Genomic DNA, 22,134 nt, shown 5'->3' on the forward strand with positions numbered 1-22,134 from the left:
ACCAAAGCCTGGCCGGGGAAATCGAAGAACTGGAAAACCTGACCCGCTCCCCGTCGATGTAGGGTACAATCAAGAAGCCTCACCGCTTCTGTAAAAGACAAACGGCAATAAACCCGTAACAAATCTTGGAAATCGCAAAAAAGCAGGATGACTCCGTAACAGCTCCACATGCGAGGCACCCGAAACCTGAGGCATGAGACAGACATAGAAGTGCGCTGCCGTGACGAAGACGGAAGGAAAACGAAACCGCAGGAGTTGTTACGAAACAATCAATCATCCGAATTAGCCAAACCTGAAACCGTGGATTTGCAATGGCTGTTTTCAATTATAAGAAACGAGAGATCAGCGCTAAAATCGTCTACTACGGACCTGCGCTTTGCGGCAAGACCACCAATGTCCAGCAGATTCATCAAAAGCTGAACCCCCGTCAACGCGGTGAGCTGGTCTCCCTGGCGACCGATGCCGATCGCACCCTTTTTTTCGACTTTCTGCCGATCGAGCTGGAAAATATCGGTGGTTTCAAAACCCGCTTTCAGATCTACACGGTTCCAGGTCAGGTTTACTACAACTCAACCCGAAAAGCCGTGCTGACCGGAGTTGACGGCGTGGTTTTCGTCGCTGATTCCCAAACCTCAATGGAACAGGAAAATCTTGAAAGTTTCAACAATCTGATTGAAAACCTGAAATATTACAACTGCGACATCACCAGGATTCCAGTGGTTTTCCAGTATAACAAACGTGATCTGAAAGACATCATGACCATTGAAGCGATGGATCGGATCTTTAACCTGCCCCAGGCTCCACGATTCAGCGGCTCGGCCCTTAGCGGCAATGGCGTTCTCCAGACCCTGACCGCCTGTTGCAAACTGGTGCTGCAGGATTTAAAACGTAAAAGTCAACGCACAGAAGAAGCCGTCTCCCGAGGCCTTAACACCCCTTCAGACAGAAGCGTTCCAACCGCTGCCGGCGTCGATCATCGGCCCAGTCCCGCGCAAGAGGCCGGAAGGAAACAACCCGACCCCGAAATATCCGTCCCAAGACCACCCACCATAACAAGCCGGCCCGAAAACAGGCCTCATCCCTTGGGCGCCGAAAATAACGTCCCTCCCGTTGCCTTCTCCGGCGCCGACCCACGGGCCAGGGAGCACCGCGAAACCGGCCAGGAACCTTTCAAACCCGAAATTATGCAGGTCGGCAAAACCCGGCTGCTTGATCCGTACACCCTGACCGTGCCGCTGCGCCTGGCCACTGACGGCGCCCGCCGGCAGGTGGTTACGGTTGAGATTACTTTAAGTATCAAAGATTTCCTCCGCCAAGAGCTGTAAACCGATGTTGCACGCATCCGGAAAAAAAACTTTTCCTGCCCCAGGCACAGCTCTGCTGGCAACTTTCTTTCTGCTCTGGAGCTGCCTGGGCATGGCCGTACCCGCAGCGCAGGCAAACGTCCTCGACAAGGCCTGGCGGCAAGTTATCGATCCAACCCCGGCCACCCTTCCCGGTCTGGAAAGAAGCCTCGAAGATTTCATCTTGACCAAGAAATCACTGGCCATCAAAAACGCCACCCTCTATTCCCTGGCCCTGATTGAGATGGCGAAACAAAAATCTTCTGAACCTGAAGCGGCCACCCTGCTGACCAAGGCCGCGGTTCAGGTTTCCCCCGATTACGCTTTCCCCGAAACCGCGCTTTGTGAACTTTTTTTTGACCAGGGCCATGGCCTGAAATCACTGCGTCACCTGTTTGCAGCCACCCGCAAGTTTCAAAGCAACCCCCAGGAAGGCTTTTACGCGGCCACCTTTCTCTGGCTGGCTCTGGCCGTACTACCATTCTCCCTCATGATCCTGATGACGACCATCATGGCCGTCCGCTATTTCCGAACCTTTTCGGAAATGGGACGAATCAAGCTGAAACCTGCGACGCAGAAACTCCTGCTGACCACGGCCGCGATCGCGGCCGTACTGATTATTTACCTTCAGACCCCGCTGCCTGGTCTCTTTTTACTGGCCGGCCTGATTTCTATCCTGGCAACCAGGAGAGACATCATTCTTTTGGCCCTGCTGCTCGCCGCCCTGCTGTTCACCCCCTTTGCCTACGAAAAAGGGATGTTTTCCCTGCTCACCCTGGACTCATCCTTTTTCAGATCGGCCCGTTTGAGTGAAAGCGGCCGTCACCTTCAGTTTGAACCCGCCAGCAAACATCAGCAACCGGCCGAAAACCTGAGTCAACTGGTCCTGCAGTTCTTCATGCAGGCCGAAATCGCCAGGCAACGGGGCGAATATCACAAAGCGGAAATTTTTTTGCGCCAGATCATCGCGGAAAAAATCGAACTGGGAGCGGTTTACAATAATCTTGCCAACCTTTTGTTTCTACAGAAGAACCCCGAGACCACCCTTGACCAGTACGAACAGCTCTACCTTAAGGCCGCAGAGCTTGAACCACGGCAGGGGATCCCTTACTACAATCTCAGTCGGGCCTATCTGAGCCTTTCGTTTGATCTGATAAAAAGTCAGACCTATCTGGAAAAAGCCTTCGGTATCGATCCCGATCTCAGCCAGACGCACGAAGCCCAAAGTCAGCCCGACTTTATGCCTCTGCCCGAAAATTTTTACCGTCAATATGCCGACTCACAACCCGGCCACAAAACCTTTTTCCCGGAGATTTTCCGTTACATGCTTTTTCCCGGAGCCGGATGGACAACCTACTTCATACTTGTCATAATCTTTCTGGGAGGAATCCTTTGGCAGGCTTTACTGACACCGGGCAATCGTCGACTCTGTCCCGGTTGCGGCCGGCTTTTTCATTCTCTGAAAAAACTCAAGCATACCGCGGCCTGCCCTCTCTGTCAGGCCGCCGGTCGGCAGAGTCCCTGCAATCTGGGTTGGCATTCGCAAACGTCAATTTTACTGACCCTGACCAGCATCGCGGTTCCCGGTTTTTATCAACTGCTGCGAGGTCAACCGGTCGCCGCCGCGGCGCTGCAGATTCCAGCCCTCTTCTGGCTCTATAATTTCCTGATCTGCCGAACTGGAATCATGGCCCTTCAACCACCGTCAACCCCTTGGCTCAGTCTGGTTTTCCCTGCTTTGATCTGGATCGCCAATCTGGGTCTGATAGCCACCGCCCTGTCAATCCACCTGAGAAAACAAGCGGGCGAGAAATATCAATGAAAAAACAATTCTCCGCCACCAAAGGGCTGAACGCCGATCTCGAAAATTTCGAGATCACCGACATCTTACAGCTGATTACGCAGCAGGTGAAATGCGGCAGTTTGAGCGTCGAAGGCAAAGACGGTAACTGCTCCTGGTACTTTCTTGATGGCGGCCTGGTTGATTTTGAATGCGATTTCCCCGGACATTTACTTGATTTGAAAAGCATCCTCGTCAAAAGCGGCCACCTCGATGAGTCCGCATATGATTTGCTGACCGGCAAGCGCGGTCTCGGCGAAAAGGAGGTTGCCGAGTTGCTGGTCCAGGGGAAATTTATCAGCCCCGGGGAACTGGAAAATATCAATCTCCGCCGTCTGATCGAATCGTTTATCGTTACCATGCAATGGACCAAGGGGAAATACAGCTTCTTCCCCACCAGCGAGGTGCAAAGACATCCTTTCCTGCCGGCCCAGGACGCCAATTTCATTATCCTGGAAGCCCTGCGGCAAATCGATGAGATGACGGTCATGAAAAAACGTCTTCAACCTCTGGACCGGGTTTTTGAGACAACCCTGGCGCAGGCTAACGGAGAAGCCTCAATTCATGACCTGAACCTCTTCAAGGAAGGACTGGAAGCCCAGTTTGACCGCGACGAACTTGAAACCTATCGCCTTTTTGACGGCAAACGCCCACTGAGCGAAATTTTAAATCGTAATGTTCTCGGCCAATTTCACACCTGCCGGATTATACTTGATTTTCTGGAACGGGGCATTATCGTTCCGGAAAGTTCATCTCAAAGCACCGGAAAGCTCAGCCGGGCCCCGGCCGTAAACCGCCAGTTGAGCGGTCTGCCCCTGATGCTGCTCGGCACGGCACTGGTTATTGCAACCTTACTTTCCATCAAAAACCTCACCAACCCACGACAGGGCCTGAAGCCGACCTTTTTTTCGGCTATCGTGGATAATCTGCGGGCCGACCGGAAAGCCGTTCTGGCCCAGGCCGCTGAACTACTGCGCCGGCCTTGAAAAAACCAGGTGGGTCACCCACTGAACCCTGACAATCTTTTAACTTGACAAGGAGAATTATATGGGCATCGACTATCGCAGTCTCGGTTTTGTCAACACGCGGAAAATGTTTAAACAGGCCTTCAGTGAAGGCTACGCGGTTCCGGCTTACAATTTCAACAACATGGAACAGCTCCAAGCCATCATCAATGGCTGCGGCCGCTCCAACTCCCCGGTCATTCTCCAGGTTTCCAGCGGGGCCCGCAAATACGCCGATCAGACCCTGCTTCAGTATCTGGCCCAGGGCGCGGTAGCCATGGGACGCAAAGCCGGCTACAACAACCCGATCGCCCTCCATCTTGACCATGGAGACTCTCTTGAGCTCTGCATCTCATGCATTGAAAGCGGTTTCTCATCCGTCATGATTGACGGTTCCCACCTTTCCTATGAAGAAAATATCGCCCTGACTACGCGGGTGGTTGAATACGCCCATCGTCATGAGGTTTCAGTTGAGGGGGAACTCGGGGTTCTGGCGGGAATCGAGGACGATGTGGTTGCCGCCCGCTCAATCTATACCGATCCGGAACAGGTCGAGGATTTCGTCCACCGGACCGGGGTAGACTCCCTGGCCATCTCCATCGGCACCTCGCACGGCGCCTACAAATTCAAGCCCGAGCAATGCCGGCGAAATGCGGAAGGGGTTCTGCTCCCGCCCCCGCTGCGCTTTGACATTCTTGAAGAAATCGAGCGCCGGATTCCGGGCTTTGCCATCGTCCTGCATGGCGCGAGCTCGGTGCTCCCCGAATACGTTGAAATCATCAATCGGTGCGGCGGCAAGCTGGAAGCAGCCGTCGGCATTCCGGCCGAGCAACTGCGTCAGGCCGCCAAATCAGCGGTCTGTAAAATCAACATTGATTCGGACGGTCGTCTGGTTATGACCGCAATGATCCGCAAGCTCTTTGCCGAGCAACCCCAGGAGTTCGATCCACGCAAATATCTGGGACCGGCCCGGGAGGAATTAACCAAGATGATCATGGAAAAAAATGAACAGGTGCTGGGCAGCGCCGGTCGCGGCTAAACCACAGCCAGGCAAACAGCTTCGGGACGAAAAAACACAGCTGACAAAGGCCTGAGATTCAGAAGAAAATTCCGAAAAAACGGCGGAGAAAGGGATTTTCGATAATTACTCGTTCGTTATGATCATGGAGTTCCAGCAACAGTTTCTCCAACACGACCTGGGGCAGCCCCCCCTGTTCGACGAAAAAGCTGCCGAGCGGCTGTTGCCGACGGCGCTGATAGTGAATCATGGTATCGACCTGAAAATGATTGAGAAAACCCAGGGCCACGGCCTTTTCCCCGAAACGGCTGACATTTTGATCACGACAGCGAAGCACGACCTTAATCTCGTCCTCGCTGAGCCGTCCCCAACGCCGGGAAATCTCACCTAACCGCAGCCGCTGGCTCCTCTGCCAGACCAGAGCCCGGGACAAATCCTGATAACTGATATAGCCCCGATAATAAAGAAAAAACCCCAGCGGCAGCTGCCGCTGGGGCAAACTGCCGCAGCGAGACGAAAAAAAATACTCCCCGCCGCCCCCGCTGTAGTTTCCCCCTGCCGGCCGGCTGCGACCGTGGGGAAACGACAAAGTCTTTCATCGGCTGAGAAACCTTTCCGAACCGGTCTCCTGCGGTAAAAAACACCCCCTTTGAACGGGCTTTGATAAAAGCACTCAAGGTACCATAGGCTCCGGTAACCCGGCTGAAGGATTCCGCCTTTCTTCTGAGTAAAAGCAGGTCGGCCCCGGGGAAACGATCCGGATGGGTTGTTTTCGCCAGGTTCAGATAAGCCTGCCGAATTCCCTCCAGTTGCAGGTAAGTCAAAAAATCACGGTTTACTTCTATATCGGAACCAAACAGCACCCGGCAGGCGGAAAAGAATTCTTTTTCCTGGGAAAGTGTAAACTGTCCGGCATTCAGCATCTTAACCCAAACTCCGCAAACACCCGGACTCCATCAGAAGAGGCCGGACAACGGTCCGCCCTTGACCGCCAGAGCTTCAATCCGATCCCTGGTTTTGGCATCTTCACTGAGCAGCGGAGCATGGTGTTGTTTATGGCGGGCGTCAATCAATAAGGGGCCATGACAACCCCAGTGTTTATCAAGCACCTCGGCTCGAACCCCGTAAATATCGCGCGCCGGATCGGAACGGGTAAAGGTCACCCAGAGAAAATTATTCAGATTTCGAGACGCGAACTCACTGTCATCGACCAACACCAACAGGGGCAGGCCCTCGACCGCTGGATTTTGCTCAAGCCGATGCAGCAGCATCTCGACCTGGGCTCGGGCCGGTTCGTCTTCCGGGGCACGACAGGGCGGGCCCTGCAGCACCGCAATCCCGGGGCAAACCATCCGCGGCCTGGAAAAACCTGCCGCCAACCCCCAGTTTGACGGCCAGTCGGTCAAAAGCTCCCGCTGTTTGCGGCCCACTGCGGCCATCACAACTTTTGACCCCTGATTCAAACCCGACCCCGAGTAGTCGAGGGTATCAATGGTCGTCCGGGTCTGAAAATGAAGATCTCGCCGCCAATCGACCCGCTCCAGCAGATGCCGCAGGAAGGCCTCGGAATCATTGATATCAAGCCCGGGATTATCTTCCCGGGCAACAATCAGCAGATATTTTGCCAGGGACAGCTGCCCTTGTCCTAAAACGGCATTGGCCTGGGTCAGTAATTCCCGCGGCTCGCTGCGCTCACAATAAGGCAAATAACGTTCGCTGCCCTGGACCAGCAACAGGGGGTGAACTCCGGCGGCATCGACGGCATGGACTCCGACAACGCCGGGGAGAACCTCAGGGATCAGACTACCGGTCAGCTCATGAATGAATTTTCCGAAAACCGTATCTTCCTGGGGCGGCCGACCGACCACAGTAAAGGGCCAGATGGCATCCGGTCGGTGATAAACCCGCTCAATCCGCAGAACCGGAAAATCATGACGCAGGCTGTAATAACCCAAGTGATCGCCAAAAGGCCCCTCGGGCAGTAAAATGTCATCAAGGATAGTTCCGCATAAGCAGAAATCGGCCTCCGCCGGCATCGGCAGACAGCCGGTCGGCTGCACCATTCTGACGCTGCGACCGCCTAGCAGACCGGCAAAGGAAATTTCCGGCAGGTTGTCTGGCAGGGGCATCACCGCCGCCACGCTTAAAGCCGGAGGCCCGCCGACAAAAACATTGACCTTGAGTGGAGTCCCTTTTTCCCGGGCCGCCGCATGATGCAAAGCGATGCCCCGCTGAAGCTGGTAATGCAGACCAACCTCCTGACCGGGCTGGTAATTACCGCCGGAAAGCTGGACCCGATACATACCCAAATTGGAGAAACGCCAGCCCGGACGACGCGGGTCTTCGGAATAAACCTGCGGCAGAGTTATAAAGGCGCCCCCGTCATCAGGCCAGGACTTAAGCTGAGGCAGACGTCCAATCGTGGTCTGGCGGGACAGAACGGGCCCCGCGCTCACCCGGCGAGGGAACAAATGGGCCACGGCCCGAGGCAGGAAACGCAGACGGGCGGGGTTTTTTAAAACCTCCGCCGGGTTCACCTTCAGAGCGGTCAACAGTTCAAGATCACGCCGGGCATCACGAAAAATAAAACGGGTTCGCTCCAGAGTGCCAAAAAGATTGCCCAGCATCGCAAAACGGCAGTTTTTCACCCTGGTGAAAAGCAGGGCCGGACCTCCCTGCCGACTGACCCGGCGCTGAATGGCGGCGATTTCCAGATCAGGATCAAGTTCGCAGTCAATCCGCCGCAGAAGGCCCCGCCGCTCAAGATCAAGCACGCAATCGAACAGCGTCCGGTAGCCCATCAGGAAAGCGCCTCACAAATAACCTGATTCAAGACCTTAAAATTAAACGGCTTGGCGCATTTACCATAAAAACCATAGGCCCGACAATCAAGCATCACCGGATCATGGGTATAGCCACTGCAAACAATACCTTTAGCCTGAGGGTCAAGCTTCAAAAGTTCAACCATGGCTTCCCGCCCTCCGAGGCCACCACCCTGAATGGTCAGATCCATGAACACCAATGCGTAGGGGCAGCCTTGTTCCAGCGCCGTCTGATAACGAGACAACATCTCGCGACCATCAACCACACTGTCCACCTGATAGCCTAAAGAGCTCAGGAGATCGACACAAACCGCACGGATTACCTCTTCGTCATCCATAACCAGAATACGCTTGCAGCATTCTGCTTCTTCCATTTCCGGTTCTCCTTTAAATCCCGTTTCCAGACCCATACCGCCGATTTCAGAGGAGCAACCGGGCCTCTCACCGCCCCCCCCCCGGCATGGAATCTTGACAAACAGCTCAAACTATAATGACTATAACACACCGACAGGCTGCTTCCCAAGTCCGGATCGTTTAAAAAAACAGAATTTATCGATCATCGGCGGGAGTTTCAACGACAAAAAAAGGGGGGGGGGGAGAAAAAGCCGTTTCTGACCAACAATCACCGATAGGTATCGCCGGGAACCAGGACGCCCTTAGAGGATTCTTCACTATTTGCACAACGGGCCATGACCGAGGCGATTTCCTCAAGCGACCGCCGCATTTTCTGACAATAGATCTGGCGATAACCGGTTCTCGCAAATCCGGCTTTACGCCCTTCCTGCTCCAGCAGATAAATATTTTCCTGCAAAACCGCGAGCGGAGTTTTCAGCGCGTGAGCCAGCATCAAAGGTGAAATCGACGATGGCCGATCACGCAATTGTAATTTTCGACTCAGCTTATAAAAACGCAGCGCCAACACCAATTGGACCGCGTAGCCGGAAAGCATTTCCGGCAGAATCAAGTCCGCCTCATCAAACCCGTTGTCAAGCCCCAGACAAAATCCCCCCAGCAACCGGTTCTCACTGAAAACCGGAAGGAACAGGCCGCGTTCCTGAGCACTATCGAGGAAAAAACCCGCCAGTCGTTTTTCCAGCGCGGTTTCCGGCCTCGTCCTCCGCCCGGCCTGAGCGCGGGAAAACAACAGGCGCTCGACGGAACGTAGACTTTCAACTTCAAATTTTTCCAGGACAAAGCTGTGGCCGGCGGTTCTGGCGCCGATGGAGCCCGCGGCGCTCTGAATGAGCAACGCTTCTTCCCGGGGTCGATACAGCATCAACCAAACGGAAACCACCCCGGGCAACGACCGTAAACCAACAAGCGAGCCGGCAAAAATATCGCTTAAGTTGAAATTCTCCAGAAAAGAATCATAGGCTTTGAACAGGGTCAGAGAACGCCGCAGCAACTCCTCACCGCCATCGGCCTCGGCTTTTATTCCCACCAGATTGTTTTCCAGGAGAGATTCTGAAGCTATCGCGGTTTCCGTCCCGTGGTCTTCGCTAACGACCCGACTTAAATCAATTTCATAAAGACTGGCCTCTTCCGACAAACGGGCAAACAATTTCGGCCAGTCGAGACCGGGCAGATTACGGCGCACAAAGAGGTCGACCACCGCCGCCACAGGCGGCCGTCCTCCATCTTCAATCTGGAGGCATCGGGCCAGGATATTGGCCAGACCGACGATTTTTAACAGGTTGTACTCCGCGGGAACCGGGAGGCTCTCAAGCATCGACGCCGACTGAACTTCATGGTGATGGGCCATGGTTTTGGCTAACTCACTATCGAGACCCCATTCTCCGGCGACCCAGGCCCCCACGGTGGCATGATCAATACCGTAAGCCAGCTGCTCCGCTTCGGATTCGGAAAAATCCCGCCGCCGCAAGTCATTATAAATAGCGGCCTGCTCGGGGAAATTATACCAGAGGACCGGCTTACCCATATCATGCAACAGACCGGCAATAAAAACCTTTTCACTGTCAAGCTCCGGAGCCAGACTCTCGGCCAGATTTCGGGCCAGCAAGGCAACCAGCAGGGAATGTCGGCAGTAATTGTGGAACAACCGGCTGACGCCCTTCAGACGAGCCGGAAAGATCGCGAGAAAGGATTCGCCGGCGCAGATAATACGAATGGTCCGAAATCCGAGCAAGGCGATGGCGTGGCTTACAGTTACAATCTTGTTACTAAAACTGTAAAAAGGTGAATTCGCGATGCGCAGAACCCTTGCGGTCAGGCCCGGATCCTTAAGCACGACCTCCGCCAGTTCCGTGGCCGAACTGCGATCCTCGGCCAGCATCTTGAGCAGCTGGGAAAGCACCACGGGCGGTGAAGGCAGAGACAATCTGGAAAAAAATTCGGGATCCAGCGAAGCCATGTTGCTCCCTCACTGACAAAAAGGCAGGATAACACGGGGCAAGAGAACCCCATAAAACTTTAGACAGCAAGTGTTTGCATAGTTCGTGCCAGCAACTCAAAGCCGCCGCGGGAAAGCCGACTCAGGCCATCTCACGAACGGCCAGCAACGCGGCTCCCAGGGCCCCGACCATTTCACAGTCCTCCGGAATAAGAGGTTCGACGCCAAGTTCCCGGGCCAGCACCCGTCCCAGATGCCGATTCCGCGCCACTCCGCCGCAAAACATCAGCGGCGGCTGCAGACCAATCTGGCGCACCAGCGCCGCGACCCGTTCCGCCACCGAAACATGCGCCGCCGCCAGCAGGTCATTGCGATTTTCACCCCGGGCAATAAAAGATATCATCTCGCTTTCAGCAAAAACCGCGCAGGTGGCGCTGATCTTCAGTGTTTTTTGGGAAGCGGCCGCACATTCGGCAAGCCCATCCAATTCAATGCAAAAAGAATGCGCCAGCATTTCCAGAAAACGTCCGGTACCGGCCGCGCATTTATCATTCATGGCGAAGTCCTGGACTTTCCCCTGATCGTCGATTCTGATCGCCTTGGCGTCCTGACCGCCGATATCGATGATCGTCCGAACCCCGACGTCAAGATGATGAACCCCGATCCCATAGCAGATAATTTCACTCAAAGCCCGCCCGGCGTAAGCAACATGCGCCCGGCCATAGCCGGTGGAGAACACGGTAAACCGATCTTCGCCGGGATGCAGCAACTGCCGGCGGCAGTCTTCATAAACCTGATGCGCGGCCAAGCGCACATCGCCGGCGGTAGCCGTACGGCTCGTGGCCCGGATATTCTTTCCGCCGTCAATCACCACCATTTCAGTCGTCGTCGATCCGACATCGACCCCGGCAAAAAATTTTTCCCGCCCATTTTCCATAACCACACCTTTCAAAAAATCCCAAGCACCACATAAAATTCACGACCACCGCCGGCGCCGGCCGCCTTATCCGCTCTCTATTCGTGCTATCCGCAGAATCAAAACGAAATCGACAGGCCTCACCCGGCCCCTCCTCCGATCTTAGCGCAGCCTATCCGGCAAATATTCAAAGCGCACGTTATGCAACGCATGGAAAAAACTGTTTTTCACCTTGGGGTTATCAGCCTGCAAACGGGCCAGCAAGGCCTTCATGGCCCGACGCTTACCATCTTCCTGCTGAAAGGGACAGGGCAAGGAGTCGATCGGCAGATCATGCCGGCGACAGTACGCAACCACCTCATCTTCATCCAGATAAGCCAACGGACGAATCAGGGTCAGGCGTCCGGAGAAAAGCACCTGATGCGGACGCATGGTGCTGAAACTGCTGCCGTAGAAAAGGTTAAGCAGGGCCGTTTCCAGGATATCGTCACGATGATGGCCGAAAGCGATCTTGGCTATCCCCTGCGTGGCGGCATAGTCAAAAAGCGCCTTTCTCTTCCAGCGCGCGCAGTGAAAACAGGGACTTTCCGAAAGACCGCCGGCTTTGAGCCGGGCCCCGATATCGGTTTCGATCAGCTCCAGTTCCAGACCCAGGGCGGCGACCTCACGTCGCAAACGCTCCACTCGACCGGCATCAGCCGTTTCGCCCAAGGTGACATGTACCGGCCGCAACCTGTAGCTGATCGGAATCCAGGCCTGCCGGGTCTGCAGGATATGGAGCAGGGCCAAGCTGTCCTTGCCGCCGGATAAAGCGATCATGAGGACCTCACCGTCACTGGTCATCTGATAATCGGCCAAAGCCCGGCCCAGACGATATTTGACCTTGCCCAGAATACCTTTACGTCTTTCCCTCGCCATAAATTTATCAGGGCTGTTTATAAACCCGCCTGACCCTTTCGCTCCAGGTACATAAGATTTCATAAGCGATGGTTCCCAGGGAGGCGGCCAGTTCCTCGACCGAGATCTCTTCATCCCCCTGACGTCCCATAATGACAACCTCATCACCTACCGCAACCCCGTCAATCTCCGACACATCAGCCATCGTCCAGTCCATGCAGATGCGTCCGATCAACGGCGCCCGGCGGCCACGCACCAACACCTCACCGCGCCCCGAAAGCTCACGCCGCAGGCCGTCGGCGTAACCGATCGGCAACAGCGCCAGGGTCACCTCTTCGCGGGCGGTATAGAGACAGCCGTAACTGACACTCTGGCCGGGTTTAAGTTTTTTGAGCAGAATAATGCCGCTTTTCACGGTCATCACCGGATGCAACTTGATGCGGCCGCGCAAGGCCGCATCGGGATATGAACCATAGAGGGCAAGCCCGACCCGGGCCTGATTGCAGCCGGGGAAATTATAGCGCAACAAACCGGCGCTGTTGGCCAGGTGAAAAACCATGGCCGCGGTCGTTTTTTCACTCTCCAGAGCGGCGCGGATTTCGGCAAAACGGCTGGCCTGCATGGCTGTGTAGCGCCGCTCCCAGGCAAGTTCGCCATCGGCGACCGCCAGATGAGAAAGCAGACCGCAAAGTTCAAGCCCCGGCAGGGCCTCAACCAGAGCAATGAAATCCCGCGCCGTATCGGGCATGACCCCGGCCCGATGCATGCCGGTATCAATCTTGACCTGGACCGGAATTCGGCGTCCGGCGGCCACCGCCAGAGCGGAAAGACGCGCCGCGCTTTCCGCTTCCCAAAGCACCGGAATCATTCCGCCCCTGATCACCAGAGGCAGATCATCTTCATAAAGGGGCCCCAGAATTAAAAAAGTCTCTTTAATTCCGGCACCTTTCAAAACCTGAGCCTCCGGCACGGTTGAAACCGCGAACCCGGGAACCCCGGCCCGGGCCAGACAGGCGGCGACGGCTTGTGCGCCGTGCCCGTAAGCATCGGCCTTGATCACCGGCACGATTCCGATCTGCGGCCCAGCGTAGACCTTAAGGGCGGCATAATTTCGCCGCAGGGCGCCAAGATCAATCTCGGCCACGGTCGGACGACTTACAAACATTGATTTTCCTTGGCAATTCTTGAGGGAAAAAATATTGTCATGAACCTCACGCTCACAAGCGCGTCTTTCTGATTCACATGCCCAGGGACCGGCGAAAATAGGCAATGGTTCTGGTCAGACCCTCTCTGAGCCCGATCCGCGGTTGCCAACCAAGTTCGGCGACGGCCTTGCCGATATCGGGCCGGCGCTGCACCGGATCATCCTCGGGCAGGGGCAGATAGCTGATCCTTGAACGACTTGCGGTCAATTCCAGAACCAGCTCGGCCAGCTCCAGCATCGTGAATTCGCCTGGATTTCCGAGATTGACCGGCCCGCTGTAGACTTCACTGTCCATCAGCCGGCAAAGAGCGTCCACGAGATCATCCACGTAACAGAACGATCTCGTCTGGCGACCGTCGCCGTAAATGGTCAGATCCTCGCCGCGCAGAGCCTGGACAATAAAATTGCTGACCACCCGACCGTCGTCAACCAGCATATGGGGGCCATAAGTATTAAAAATCCGGGCAATTCTGATATCAACCCGATTCTGACGATGATAGTCCTGCATCAGAGTCTCGGCCACTCGTTTGCCCTCGTCATAGCAACTGCGCCGGCCGATGGGATTGACATGGCCCCAGTAAGCCTCGGTCTGAGGATGAACCTTGGGATCGCCGTACACCTCCGAGGTCGAGGCCTGAAGGATCCGGGCCCGGACTCGTTTGGCCAGGCCCAGCATGTTGATCACGCCCATGACATTGGTCTTGACGGTTTTCACCGGATTATATTGATAATGGACCGGAGAAGCCGGACAGGCGAGATTGAAAATACGATCCACCTCAAGCAGGATGGATTCGGTAATATCGTGACGGATCAGCTCAAAATCATGGCGTTCGACCAGATTATCGATATTGCATTTGCGCCCGGTAAAAAAACTATCCAGACACAGCACCTCGTGCCCCTGTTCAAGCAGGGCCCGGCAAAGATGACTACCGATAAAACCGGCGCCGCCGGTCACCAGAACCCGTTTTCCCATAATCATTCAACCCCCGTGTGCCCGAAACCGCCACTGCCCCGACGGCTCTCAGCCAGTTTTTCAACCAATTGCAAACTGACCCGCGTGACTGGAGCGACAACCATCTGCGCGATCCGTTCGCCATCGCAAATAACAAACTCATGTTCCCCGTGATTGATCATGATCACGGCAATCTCGCCCCGATAGTCGGCATCAATCGTCCCGGGCGCATTAACCAGAGTAACCCCGTATTTCGCGGCCAGGCCGCTGCGCGGCCGAATCTGGGCCTCGTAACCGTCGGGCAGGGCCAGGGCGATTCCGGTCGGCACCAACCGGCGGGCTCCCGGAGCCAGCCGGATTTCCCTTTCAAGACAGGCGCAAAGATCCATGCCAGCGGCCTGTTCCGTCATATAACGCGGCGCCCGCGCTCCCGGACGACAATAAATCATATCGATCTGCAGCGGCTTTACCGTCGGATTCAGCTCTTGCACATGCATGCAAACTCCCCCTTGGATTTATTCAAACGACTACTTGCTACTGGGTAAACTCACGGACCAGAGCGAAGACTTGTTGCGGCCGGTCGGCCTCAACCCCACGCGCGTGCGCGTCATGGCGAAACCAGGTCAGCTGCCGTTTGGCATAGCGACGGGTGGCCTGTTTGATCTCGGCGGCGGCCGCAGCCGGCTCCAGACGACCGGCAAGACAATCCAGCGCCTGACGATAGCCGATACTTTGCAACGGCTTGAGCTTCGGCGCGAAGCCTCGGGACAGAATCCCCCGCACCTCATCGATCAGTCCCGCGGCCAGCATCATCTCAACCCGCTGATTGATCCTCCGATAAAGCGTCTCCCGCTCCATCTCGAGATAAATATGCAGAAAACGATAACGCGGTTTCTGAAAGCGATGACGCTCCTGAAAAAAAGCCAGACTTTGCCCGGTGGCCAGCACCGTTTCCAGGGCCCGCAGAACTCGGGTTTTATCGCGCGGCGCCAGACGGGCCGCCAGCGGCGCGTCAAGACGGGCCAGCTCCGCGTGCAATCCTTCACTGCCCTCACGAGTCAGACGCGCCTCAAGTTCCCGACGCAGCCCGGCATCGATCGCCGGCATCCGGCACAATCCGAAGAGCAGCGCCCGCAGATAAAGACCACTGCCGCCGACCACCAGCGGCAGGCGACCGCGCCCCCGAATTTCGGCGATCGCCGCATCCGCCCGGCTTTGAAAATCAGTGGCATTAAAAGGCTGATCCGGATCAAGGATATCAAAAAGATGGTGTGGAACCTGTTGGCGCTCAGCCAAGGTGGGCTTGGCCGTACCGATATCAAGATAGCGATAGAGCTGCAACGAGTCACCGTTGACAATCTCGGCATCAAAGCAGCGGGCCAGCTCCAGGGCGACCGCGCTTTTACCCACCCCGGTCGGGCCGGAGAGCAGAAGCAGAGGGGTTTCTTCAGGATTATTTTCCGGCAAGACCACCACCCGTGCGTCCGTCAATAATCAAGCAGTTCAATCTCGACCTGGCTTCCCGCCTGAATCCCGGCGGCGCCCGCCGGCTGAACTATCAGACAATCCCCCCTGACCATTGAACTGAGTATTCCTGAACCCTGGGCCCCGGTGCTTTTCACGGTCAGCTTGCCGTCTGCGTCCGGACCCCTGATACCCCGGATATAATGGCGCCGGTTCCCGGCCGAAGGTAAATCCTCCAGCAACCGCGCTCGCGCCTTCGACAGAAAAAGCCGATTCTCCGGCCAGCCCGCCATTTTCCTGAGCAAGGGGCGGGCAAACTGTTCAAAGGCAACCATCGTTGAAACCGGATTGCCGGGCAGACCGAGCACCGGTTTATCCCCAATACGACTATAGAGCAATGGTTTTCCGGGCTTCATCCTCACCTGCCAGAAACGGATTTCCGCCTGGGGCAGAGCGCCGATCACCTCCTGCAGAAAATCGTAATCACCCATCGACACGCCACCCGAGGTCAGCACCAGGTCATTGACGGCCACCGCCGCCAATAACGCCTGGCGAATGGCCTCCGGCCGATCCGGGGTCAGAGGAAAGATCTGGGGCTCCGCTCCCGCCTGTCGGACCAGGGCGGCCAGGGAAAAGCTGTTGCTGTTACGAATCTTCCCCGGCTCCGGTGACTGATGAAAATCAACAATCTCGTCTCCGGTGGCCAGCACCGCGACCCGGGGGCGGCGCACGACACTGACAAAGGGTCGGCCGACGGCGGCGAGCATCCCGATCGCCGCCGGGGTCAGTCGGACGCCGGCGGCCAGCACGAGCTCGCCTTTTTGGATATCCTCGCCGGCCCGCCGAATATCATTGGCGACCGGCACCGCCTCGGCAAGAACAATCTCTCGCTCGAATTCCTCGACGAATTCCCGCCGGATGACCGCGTCCACCCCTGGCGGCAGCGGCGCCCCGGTCATGATCCTGACCGCCGTTCCAACCGGCAGCGGCCCCGGCCAGAACGTACCCGCCGGCACCTCGGCAACCACCGGCATCCGCAAGGGATTTTCGGGGGTAGCGGATTTAGTTTCCGCCGCCCGCAAGCCATAACCATCCATGGCTGAATTATCCTGCATCGGCAGATCGGTAAACGCCGTCACCGGCTCTCCCAGAACCCGGTCCAGAGCCGCGAGCAGATCGACTTTTTCCAGGGGCAGACAGGCCCGGCAATCTTCCAGAATCAAGGCCTGCGCCCGTTCGACCTCTATATATTTTTCCATAGTTCAAAACCCTGCGTGTATCCGCATGAAGCCCACTCCGGCCGGCAGAAAACCGGCTGCCTATACCTAGCAGATGGCTGAATACAAGTCAAGAATGCAAAAACCCGACCAGGCAACTCCGGTTCAAACCAGCGAACTCAGTTATGCCCCCAACAAGTGTTATTAACGCGTGAAGAAACTGCATAAAAACAGGCGAATACCATTGACAATAGCTATATACAAACAAGTATCCACAATAATTACATATTGGACTTTATGCGCTAACCATATTAGACAGCTCAAGGCCTTGTGAACTAAATCACCCTATCATGAAAGTATTCAAATATTGCTATCAATACGGCCTGGACCATACTCGCTGATCACCGGTTAGAGACAGAGGGTCGAAACCGGACATTTTAAAGATAGCCGCAGAAAACTAAGGAGGAGGAGAAATGAAAAAGTTCCCGGCAAGACATCTTGCTCTCGGAAGCATCGGTCTGACGGTTCTGATCATTCTGGGCGCCTGCGCTCAGAATCAGGGACGAACCCGAATCAACATCACTGAAATCGCCGGAGCCAGGTTCACCGGCTCAACATCCTGCAAGGAATGCCATGAGGATCTTAACCGGGCTTTTCAGCGAAATAATATCCACGCCCGTCTGGCGGAATTTGAATACCTGCCGACACAGGCCGCCGGCCAAGGCTGCGAAGCTTGTCACGGACCCGCCGGCCTTCATGTCGAAGAAGGCGATAGCGACAAAATCCTACAATTCGGCAAGCTTGACAAGGCTCAGGCCTCGGCTGTCTGCCAGAATTGTCACAGTGACGGCGACACCATGGAATGGCGACATTCAACTCATGCGGCTTATGGCCTGGGCTGCGACGATTGCCACATCGTTCACGGGCAGAACGCCGGCATGGCTTTAGCCAAACCCCAGCCCGAGCTCTGTTACGACTGCCACAACAGCGTCCGCGCCAAGATGCATCTTCCCAATCACCATCCGGTCAAAGAAGGCAAGATGAACTGCAACGACTGCCACAATCCCCACGGCAGCCAAACCCGGCCGTTGCTGCGAACCGATGAATGGAAAAACGAACTCTGCCTGCGTTGTCACATGGAACAGTCAGGGCCCTTTGCCTTTGAACACGCTCCGGTCACCGAAGATTGCACTATCTGCCACAGCCCGCACGGCACCACCGCCGACAACCTGCTCAAGCAAAATGAGCCGTTTCTCTGTCTACAGTGTCACGAACTTCACTTTCACACCAATTTCCGACCCAACACCGAGGCGCTCCAAAAATACGCCGACGACGGCATTCCCGGAGCCCAGACCATTCTCAACGCCAAGCAGGGAACCGGGATGCCGGACAACCGCGCCATGCAGAGGGGAATGATGACCCGCTGCAGCCAGTGCCACCCCAAGGTACATGGATCCGATCTGCCATCACTTTACACTCCGGGCGGCGGCAGCCGGTTGACCCGTTAATCTGAAAAGGAGACAACCATGAGTAATAAAAAACTTTTTTTTCTGCTGTTGGCCGCCATTATCGGCTGGAGCAGCCTCGCGGCGGCTGAAGACAAAGCCGAAGGCAAAATCGAGATCAACTACCATGGCAGCAGTGTTGACGACAGTCTCAACAAAACCGCCGAATACGAGTCGGTATCCCCTTCAGCGGGAGGCGCCCTGGAAATAGGCGTTCGCAAGAATGATATCGGGATCGAGCTCAAGGGTCGTTACACCGATGATTCAGACATGGAGGCCGGGGCCGAAATCGACATCAAACGCATGATCTGCGGGAGTTTCAGCTATCAGGAATTCATCCACCGACTGCGGCATGATTCGATGTTTGAAGATCAGCCCCACGCCATGGCCACCGCAACCAACGCCTTTCCCCAGAGCATCGAGCACTGGATCGACACCAACGGGGACGGCGTCAAGGATTCTCCCGCGGACACCGATTACGATTTCTATGACGGCGTCATCGCCGCCAATCCGGTGCCGGTTATGACTGAAGCCGGCGTCATTGCGCTGGAAGGAATGCAGACGGCAATTTTCAATGATCTTGATCAGGGCCGCGACTATATGATCGAACGGCGGCAGAGCAGGGCCGACCTCAAAGTTCAGCTGCCATTCTTCCCCTATCTGACCCCGGAGATAAGGTACAGCCATGAAGAAAAAAGAGGTTGGAAACAAAGTACGCTGATGACCGGCCAGTGCACTCCCTGCCATACCATCGGCGTCGGCCAACGGGTCGATCAGACCACCGAGGATCTGAGTTTGGGAGCGACCTTCAAGAAATCCGGTTTAACCGCCAGCTATTTCCACACGGAAAGAGATTTTAACAGTCACAGCAACGATTACTCCCATCAAGGCCTAATCGACAACACCTACTGGTATGATACGGTCGTCAAAGGTTCGAGCACCTCAACCTTTATGTCGCGGGAATTGTTCGAAAACGACCGGCAACAAATCGGGGTCACCGCTGACATCAAGAAAAAGATGGATACCGTTAAGGTTCGCTATGACAGCCCTGTCGATACAACCATCTATGGAAGTTATGTCCGCGCCAAAACGGAAAACAACTACAACAATCTCGATTACCAGGGCGATACCCTGTATTTCAGCGTTACAAACCGCAGCATCAACGGTCTGCATCTGCAAGCCCATGCCAAACAGTATTCGATTGACAGCGACGACCTCTACGTCGATCTGACCTCACTCAGCAACAACGCCGCCATCACCTTCACGGCCAATGGCCTGGGCACCGTGCCGGTAAGCTATTTCAATTACAACCGGCCCTCCAGTCTGAGCCGCGATGTTTTAGAAGCCGGGTTTAACGCCTCGTATTTTTTCCGCAGCGGCTACACACTGACCGGAGCCTACACCCACAAAATCGTCGATCGCGATGAAGACAGTTTCAAGGAATATGACAATTCCCTGCTGCTGGATGAAAAATTTCTTGCGGACGAAAAGACCATTTACGACACTCTCAAGCTGAGTCTGTCAGCCAGGCCCCTATCCAGTCTCAACCTGCGCCTGAAATATGAATACGAACACGCCGACAAGCCTTTCAGCTACGCCAACGGTCTGGGATTCAATGATTATTACGAAAACGGCTGGACCCTGTTGCAGAACGGGATTCTGATCGAGAATCCGGACACGATGGAGACCAATACCGCTTTCTATCAGATTCTGCGCAGCGGCTACTGAACCAAATCGGGCAGCAATGTACCGGAAAATCATCACCTGTTTAAAGCGGGTGGAACCTGGAACCCGGTCGACGGCATTTCCTTCAACCTGAACGGGCAGTACAGTTACAAAGACAACAACGAGGCCGACAATAACTGGCGGCGCAATGCCTGGAATCTTGACGGCAGTATCTTTCTGATGCCGATGAAAAATCTCAGTTTCAGCCTGGGCTACAATTATCAGCTGGCCACCACCCGCAGCCGCTATGCGACCGCGGTTTTTGTCGGCTGCTTCTCCGAAAGCATGGGTGAACAAATCGCTTCGGTTTACGACGATGTTGATTACGACAGCAAGGCACAGGTGCTGTATCTGACCTCTACCTATCAACCGACGGATAAACTGACACTGACCGCCGACTTAACGGCAACCCGAACCCGGGCCGAAGCCGACGTCCCGGCCTTCGGTAACAACATCTATTATCAGAATTTCGTCGATGTCGCGATCTACGGCGAGACCCAGACAGTGCCCTACACCCAGACCATCATGATGAGCTATCTTGATTACAGCGGTTCCGACGATTACTCGAAACTGGATTACAACACCCTGGACCTGGCCCTGGGAGCCAAATACAGTATCAACGACGCGCTGGCCGTGAGCATCAATGGTCTGTATCGCTGGGCTGATGACGATACGGCCTACCTCGGAGACGACTACGACGGCAAGCTGTTTATCGTCAACACTTCACTGACCTATCGTTTTTAATCGAGAGCGAGCCCCGCAACCCAAGCGGTGCCATTCGGCCCGCGAATCCGTACCTCACAGTCCATGTTCTTTTCTTTCAGACCGAAAATGAACTGTGAGGTGCAAAACAAACTTAGTCCGCGACAACCGTGTGTCCCCCTGAGAATTTCGGATTTCAGGGGGGACACACCAACCACGCAAACAGAATAAAGTCAAAACCCCGACTTGACATCGGTCGGCGAATCAATTAAAAGCTGGCTTCAACAGCCCCCATAGCTCAGGTGGATAGAGCGACGGATTCCTAATCCGCAGGCCGCGTGTTCGAGTCGCGCTGGGGGCACCACCATGACCACAACAGCCCCTTGGCGAGTCCTCGCCAAGGGGCTGTTTGCGCCTCATCTACCACCCCGAAAAAACTGGCCGGGGAAAAAGATATTCGTCGGCGTTACCTTCAGCCGCGGCATCAGCTGCTTAAATCACCTTTTACCCGAGAGGCTCAACTGTCTGGTAGGTACTTGACTTTTACAAGTTACCGGTGAACATTTTCTCTGGCTACTGATACAACATGTGCTTCCCAATGGATTTCGCAAAGCGCGTTGCTACGGATTTTTGCATCCATGCAGCAAGAAAGCCATCAAACTATTGCAACTGATTCTGCGATTCAACCCGGTCAAAATATCAAAGAGACTGAGGCCCAGAGCCAAAATCATTTGTCAATGCTGCGGGTCACAAATGGAAATAATCAGAACAATGATACCGGCAACTGCTTTACTGATCTTTGACAGTTGAAACGGCGTTAGAAAATAAATTTGTTGCTATACTTAGCTTTCAGCGATGCCGGGTTGGCAAGAAACCAAAAAGGTAGTGCCATAGAATAAAATCTACATCTTGACTAATATGAAAATAATCGCTAAAAGTGGGGTGTCTTTAACAAAAGAGGTTCCCCATGTTCGCTCGAGTCAAAAAATCCGGCAAGTACGAATATCTCCAAATCGTTGAAAACCGCAAAGAGCAGGGCAAAGTCAAGCAATGGGGTCATCGCGACCATTGGCCGCCTGGACCAGCTACAGGATAAAAACCGGGTGGAGACGCTGATCCGTTCCTTGTCACGGTTCTCCGAACAGGCCCTGTTGATCTTGTCAGGGCAAAGCGAC

General features: G+C 55.1%; 18 protein-coding genes, 1 tRNA gene and 2 pseudogenes. 10 read left to right on the top strand and 11 right to left on the bottom strand.

Features of this window, described 5'->3' with window-relative positions; translation table 11 throughout:
- The first annotated feature begins 311 nt into the window (after positions 1-311).
- The 4 genes from ENN66_07220 to ENN66_07235 all read left to right on the top strand — a co-directional run bounded on the left by ENN66_07220 (position 312) and on the right by ENN66_07235 (position 5,226).
- Positions 312-1,325, top strand: coding sequence for a GTPase (locus ENN66_07220; GenBank protein ID HDS16385.1), 1,014 nt, complete (start codon positions 312-314; stop codon positions 1,323-1,325).
- Between the two features lie 91 nt (positions 1,326-1,416).
- A complete protein-coding gene (locus tag ENN66_07225; GenBank protein HDS16386.1) occupies positions 1,417-3,165 on the top strand; it encodes a hypothetical protein in 1,749 nt (582 codons plus the stop codon).
- Positions 3,162-4,169 carry a DUF4388 domain-containing protein gene (locus ENN66_07230; GenBank protein ID HDS16387.1) on the top strand — a complete coding sequence of 336 codons (1,008 nt, stop codon included), beginning with the start codon at positions 3,162-3,164 and terminating at the stop codon, positions 4,167-4,169. The genes ENN66_07225 and ENN66_07230 overlap by 4 nt, the downstream gene beginning before the upstream one ends.
- Before the next feature lie 61 nt (positions 4,170-4,230).
- Positions 4,231-5,226: a class II fructose-1,6-bisphosphate aldolase gene (locus ENN66_07235; GenBank protein HDS16388.1), complete on the top strand. Its 996-nt coding sequence runs from the start codon at positions 4,231-4,233 to the stop codon at positions 5,224-5,226.
- Positions 5,227-5,284: 58 nt separating this feature from the next.
- Here ENN66_07235 and ENN66_07240 read toward each other — a convergent pair whose 3' ends face one another.
- The 11 genes from ENN66_07240 to ENN66_07290 form a co-directional block, all read right to left on the bottom strand.
- On the bottom strand, positions 5,285-5,794 hold the full coding sequence (locus ENN66_07240; GenBank protein HDS16389.1) for a hypothetical protein: 510 nt from the start codon (positions 5,792-5,794) through the stop codon (positions 5,285-5,287).
- A gap of 367 nt (positions 5,795-6,161) precedes the next feature.
- Positions 6,162-8,006: a UbiD family decarboxylase gene (locus ENN66_07245; GenBank protein ID HDS16390.1), complete on the bottom strand. Its 1,845-nt coding sequence runs from the start codon at positions 8,004-8,006 to the stop codon at positions 6,162-6,164.
- Entirely contained in the window at positions 8,006-8,437 is a 432-nt protein-coding gene (locus ENN66_07250) for a response regulator (protein ID HDS16391.1), read from the bottom strand. The genes ENN66_07245 and ENN66_07250 overlap by 1 nt, the downstream gene beginning before the upstream one ends.
- A 212-nt stretch (positions 8,438-8,649) precedes the next feature.
- Complete coding sequence (locus tag ENN66_07255) at positions 8,650-10,398, bottom strand: HDOD domain-containing protein (GenBank protein ID HDS16392.1); 1,749 nt, start codon at positions 10,396-10,398, stop codon at positions 8,650-8,652.
- Between the two features lie 121 nt (positions 10,399-10,519).
- The gene (locus tag ENN66_07260; GenBank protein HDS16393.1) at positions 10,520-11,314 is read right to left on the bottom strand and encodes a 2-hydroxyglutaryl-CoA dehydratase; all 795 of its coding nucleotides are present in this window, start codon (positions 11,312-11,314) and stop codon (positions 10,520-10,522) included.
- A 141-nt stretch (positions 11,315-11,455) separates the two neighbouring features.
- A complete protein-coding gene (locus tag ENN66_07265) occupies positions 11,456-12,325 on the bottom strand; it encodes a tRNA 2-thiocytidine(32) synthetase TtcA (protein HDS16394.1) in 870 nt (289 codons plus the stop codon).
- Positions 12,219-13,355: an alanine racemase gene (gene alr, locus ENN66_07270; GenBank protein ID HDS16395.1), complete on the bottom strand. Its 1,137-nt coding sequence runs from the start codon at positions 13,353-13,355 to the stop codon at positions 12,219-12,221. The genes ENN66_07265 and alr overlap by 107 nt, the downstream gene beginning before the upstream one ends.
- 73 nt (positions 13,356-13,428) lie before the next feature.
- Positions 13,429-14,367 carry an SDR family oxidoreductase gene (locus ENN66_07275; protein ID HDS16396.1) on the bottom strand — a complete coding sequence of 313 codons (939 nt, stop codon included), beginning with the start codon at positions 14,365-14,367 and terminating at the stop codon, positions 13,429-13,431.
- Positions 14,368-14,369: 2 nt separating this feature from the next.
- Positions 14,370-14,795 carry a dUTP diphosphatase gene (locus tag ENN66_07280; protein HDS16397.1) on the bottom strand — a complete coding sequence of 142 codons (426 nt, stop codon included), beginning with the start codon at positions 14,793-14,795 and terminating at the stop codon, positions 14,370-14,372.
- A gap of 85 nt (positions 14,796-14,880) precedes the next feature.
- Positions 14,881-15,837 (bottom strand): tRNA (adenosine(37)-N6)-dimethylallyltransferase MiaA, encoded by a 957-nt coding sequence (gene miaA, locus ENN66_07285; GenBank protein ID HDS16398.1) that lies wholly within the window; start codon positions 15,835-15,837, stop codon positions 14,881-14,883.
- Positions 15,834-17,069 carry a molybdopterin molybdenumtransferase MoeA gene (locus ENN66_07290; protein HDS16399.1) on the bottom strand — a complete coding sequence of 412 codons (1,236 nt, stop codon included), beginning with the start codon at positions 17,067-17,069 and terminating at the stop codon, positions 15,834-15,836. Before ENN66_07290 ends, miaA begins: the two co-directional genes overlap by 4 nt.
- A gap of 431 nt (positions 17,070-17,500) precedes the next feature.
- Here ENN66_07290 and ENN66_07295 point away from each other — a divergent pair, with 431 nt between their 5' ends.
- The 6 genes and pseudogenes from ENN66_07295 (at position 17,501) to ENN66_07320 (ending at position 22,134) form a co-directional block, all read left to right on the top strand.
- The gene (locus ENN66_07295; protein ID HDS16400.1) at positions 17,501-18,535 is read left to right on the top strand and encodes a DmsE family decaheme c-type cytochrome; all 1,035 of its coding nucleotides are present in this window, start codon (positions 17,501-17,503) and stop codon (positions 18,533-18,535) included.
- 18 nt (positions 18,536-18,553) lie between these two features.
- On the top strand, positions 18,554-20,260 hold the full coding sequence (locus ENN66_07300) for a hypothetical protein (protein ID HDS16401.1): 1,707 nt from the start codon (positions 18,554-18,556) through the stop codon (positions 20,258-20,260).
- 177 nt (positions 20,261-20,437) lie between these two features.
- Positions 20,438-21,001, top strand: a complete 564-nt coding sequence (locus ENN66_07305; protein HDS16402.1) for a hypothetical protein — start codon at positions 20,438-20,440, stop codon at positions 20,999-21,001.
- 245 nt (positions 21,002-21,246) lie between these two features.
- A tRNA-Arg gene (locus ENN66_07310) sits at positions 21,247-21,323 on the top strand.
- A 185-nt stretch (positions 21,324-21,508) separates the two neighbouring features.
- Positions 21,509-21,634, top strand: a pseudogene (locus ENN66_07315) (IS91 family transposase).
- 292 nt (positions 21,635-21,926) lie between these two features.
- Positions 21,927-22,134: pseudogene (locus ENN66_07320) on the top strand (transposase).

The sequence above is a fragment of the Pseudomonadota bacterium genome (assembly GCA_011049115.1).
In the GTDB taxonomy this organism is placed as follows: Bacteria; Desulfobacterota; Anaeroferrophillalia; order Anaeroferrophillales; family Tharpellaceae; genus DSCM01.

What these genes read in the sequence shown, in the direction of transcription:
- ENN66_07225 (HDS16386.1), top strand. Translation starts at nt 1,417, where the DNA reads ATGGCCGTACCCGCAGCGCAGGCAAACGTCCTCGACAAGGCCTGGCGG.
- ENN66_07220 (HDS16385.1), top strand. Translation starts at nt 312, where the DNA reads ATGGCTGTTTTCAATTATAAGAAACGAGAGATCAGCGCTAAAATCGTC.
- ENN66_07290 (HDS16399.1), bottom strand. Translation starts at nt 17,069, where the DNA reads ATGGAAAAATATATAGAGGTCGAACGGGCGCAGGCCTTGATTCTGGAA.
- ENN66_07260 (HDS16393.1), bottom strand. Translation starts at nt 11,314, where the DNA reads ATGGAAAATGGGCGGGAAAAATTTTTTGCCGGGGTCGATGTCGGATCG.
- ENN66_07305 (HDS16402.1), top strand. Translation starts at nt 20,438, where the DNA reads ATGCCGATGAAAAATCTCAGTTTCAGCCTGGGCTACAATTATCAGCTG.
- ENN66_07295 (HDS16400.1), top strand. Translation starts at nt 17,501, where the DNA reads ATGAAAAAGTTCCCGGCAAGACATCTTGCTCTCGGAAGCATCGGTCTG.
- ENN66_07265 (HDS16394.1), bottom strand. Translation starts at nt 12,325, where the DNA reads ATGAAGAGATCTCGGTCGAGGAACTGGCCGCCTCCCTGGGAACCATCG.
- ENN66_07255 (HDS16392.1), bottom strand. Translation starts at nt 10,398, where the DNA reads ATGGCTTCGCTGGATCCCGAATTTTTTTCCAGATTGTCTCTGCCTTCA.
- ENN66_07230 (HDS16387.1), top strand. Translation starts at nt 3,162, where the DNA reads ATGAAAAAACAATTCTCCGCCACCAAAGGGCTGAACGCCGATCTCGAA.
- ENN66_07280 (HDS16397.1), bottom strand. Translation starts at nt 14,795, where the DNA reads ATGATTTATTGTCGTCCGGGAGCGCGGGCGCCGCGTTATATGACGGAA.
- ENN66_07250 (HDS16391.1), bottom strand. Translation starts at nt 8,437, where the DNA reads ATGGGTCTGGAAACGGGATTTAAAGGAGAACCGGAAATGGAAGAAGCA.
- ENN66_07300 (HDS16401.1), top strand. Translation starts at nt 18,554, where the DNA reads ATGAGTAATAAAAAACTTTTTTTTCTGCTGTTGGCCGCCATTATCGGC.
- ENN66_07275 (HDS16396.1), bottom strand. Translation starts at nt 14,367, where the DNA reads ATGGGAAAACGGGTTCTGGTGACCGGCGGCGCCGGTTTTATCGGTAGT.
- alr (HDS16395.1), bottom strand. Translation starts at nt 13,355, where the DNA reads ATGTTTGTAAGTCGTCCGACCGTGGCCGAGATTGATCTTGGCGCCCTG.
- ENN66_07245 (HDS16390.1), bottom strand. Translation starts at nt 8,006, where the DNA reads ATGGGCTACCGGACGCTGTTCGATTGCGTGCTTGATCTTGAGCGGCGG.
- ENN66_07235 (HDS16388.1), top strand. Translation starts at nt 4,231, where the DNA reads ATGGGCATCGACTATCGCAGTCTCGGTTTTGTCAACACGCGGAAAATG.